Source organism: Megasphaera sp. AM44-1BH, assembly GCF_003467125.1.
GTDB lineage: Bacteria > Bacillota > Negativicutes > Veillonellales > Megasphaeraceae > Megasphaera.
Window position 1 is genome coordinate 1 of record NZ_QSFA01000049.1, and the last position, 2210, is coordinate 2210.

The following is a 2210-nucleotide window of genomic DNA, read 5'->3' on the forward strand; positions in this document are numbered from 1 at the left end:
CCACAAAAAAAGGTCTAGCCCAACCACAAAAGTTGGACTAGACCCCAATCAGATTAGCCCTCCCTGATGAAGTTGAAGCGGTACCAGACATAGATTTTCTCTCCTTTCTCTTATAAGACAACGTACCTATATTCTTTAATTACAGTATACAAAAGCAGGTAACAAGGCAGTTACAAAACACAAAAAAGAGTTGTAACAAAATGAGCAAAAACTCATTTCATTACAACTCTCCTTACATCAGCGCATTAGTCTTTCTGGCGAACTAATTTGCTCTGATTAAATGTATCCACCATTTCAAAATGATCGGCATCGCTGAATTTCAACGTTTCTACACCAAAATCATTTTTTCCCTTCATATTTATAATCATACTGCCCTTACCTGTTTCCGGATCAATCTTTACATCCGACAATTCATACGAATAGGACGAGTTTGTACCATGAGGACGTATAATTTCCATCGTTCCCTTTTTGACAACCCACGTATAGCCACCTTGGACCGTTTCTTTCCAGGTTCCCAGGAATATATCTTTAGGATCGGCTTTAATCGCCTGTCCATCTGCATCCAGATAGGTAACTTTAGGATGATTATTGTTATTTTCAGAATATTCAAACTGACGGCCATAGTACTTGGTAGTCCCGTACAATTTCAAATAGGTCGGGTTACCCGATTTATCAAAATATTTGGCTTCTGTTCTGTTGCGCTGGCTGTCATATTTGTATTTGACCGCGGCAATATCTGTCTTTGCTGACATACCCCCATTACTCAGGACTTTTTCATCTATGTTCAGAGCTTCCCCATTTTTAAAGTAGCTTATCTGGCTGATGTTGCTATTTTCATCATAGTCCATTTTTAATTCATCGGGCCCTTTAGTATTACTTATGACGAGGGGCAGGCTTTGTCCATCAGCACCGATGAACTTCAAATCTATAATACGATCCGCGTCATCATAGGTCATATCCAGTTCGGCAACACCCTTGGCACCATCTTTAACAGGAGCAGCCTGTCCATCTATGCCCAAGAACTGGATTTTGACCGGACCGGCATGTTTGTCATCATATGTGTATTTTGTTTCTGCACCAGCTTCTATCAGACCATCTTTCATCTGTTGCAATTTGTCATTAAGCGAAGTGGGGCCAAGAAAAATAAACAGGCTCTTTTGAGCGCTGCCATCGAGATCACCGGCTTCATTGTACAACTTGCGGCTGATGACACGACCCTTTTTATCGTAGGAAAAAGCAATACGGGCGTATTTGTTTTTATTGTTCTTCACTACACCGTTATTATCCCGGATTTCGACGGAGTTCAATACATCGGATTTTTCTTTGTCATACACAAAGCCCAGGATGCTGGCACCCAGATATCCATTAATCACTTTTCCATCTTTATTCATATAGGTAATGGTATCGATATTCCCTTTTTTATCATAGGCAATCTTCGCCTGCGCTACACTTCCTATAGAATTATTATCGCCTTCAGAATTATAATAATATTTCTTTTCTGCTTTTCCTTTATTTTCTCCGTCTTTTGCTATCTGATAACGGACAGAAGCTTCACCGTGGTTTCCTACACCTGCCTTGCCGGTAACACGTTCATACTTTTCTTTAATATACCCATCCTGGCTATAGTCAAGCTGGATCCGTGCTGCCGTAACAGCCGTCATGTTGCCAACGGTAGATTTCCAATGTATATCGATGGGAGCATTACCCGCTTTCGCCGTAACACTTACGATTTTATCTTTTGTCGCATCGTCCTTGCCCATTTCGACATAGTAAAAAATACCGCCTTTCTTGGCCTTTGAGTCGTCAACCCGGTCTTTGATGACGAATTCGCCGTTCGGTTTGATTGCAACGTTTTTGTAATAGCCGGTAGATACCTTATCGCTTCCGGTTCCACAGCCAGCCAGCATAAGGGAACATAATCCGGCAAGTATAAGTCCAAAAATTTTGATGCGCTTACTAATCAACTCTCATCATCCTCTCTGTTTTTTTAATGCCCTTCTTTTAAATTCGTCGTACTATATACCGTATCTCCCCCCAGTCTCATGGCGATGCCAGTACATTCTATCGGAGGCCGCCCTTTCCGAAAGGACATTTCCATAACAAAAAGAATATGGCACGCAGTATTTCTCAGAATTCACCATTCAGAGATAATTCTTGTTTTATTATAATACAAGAACACAGAAATGTCACAGTTATTTAAACAAATTTCA

General features: G+C 40.7%; 1 protein-coding gene. It reads right to left on the reverse strand.

Features of this window, described 5'->3' with window-relative positions; translation table 11 throughout:
- Positions 1 to 245: 245 nt before the first annotated feature.
- Entirely contained in the window at positions 246 to 1964 is a 1719-nt protein-coding gene (locus tag DW949_RS13495) for a hypothetical protein (protein ID WP_118023683.1), read from the reverse strand.
- Positions 1965 to 2210: the final 246 nt, after the last annotated feature.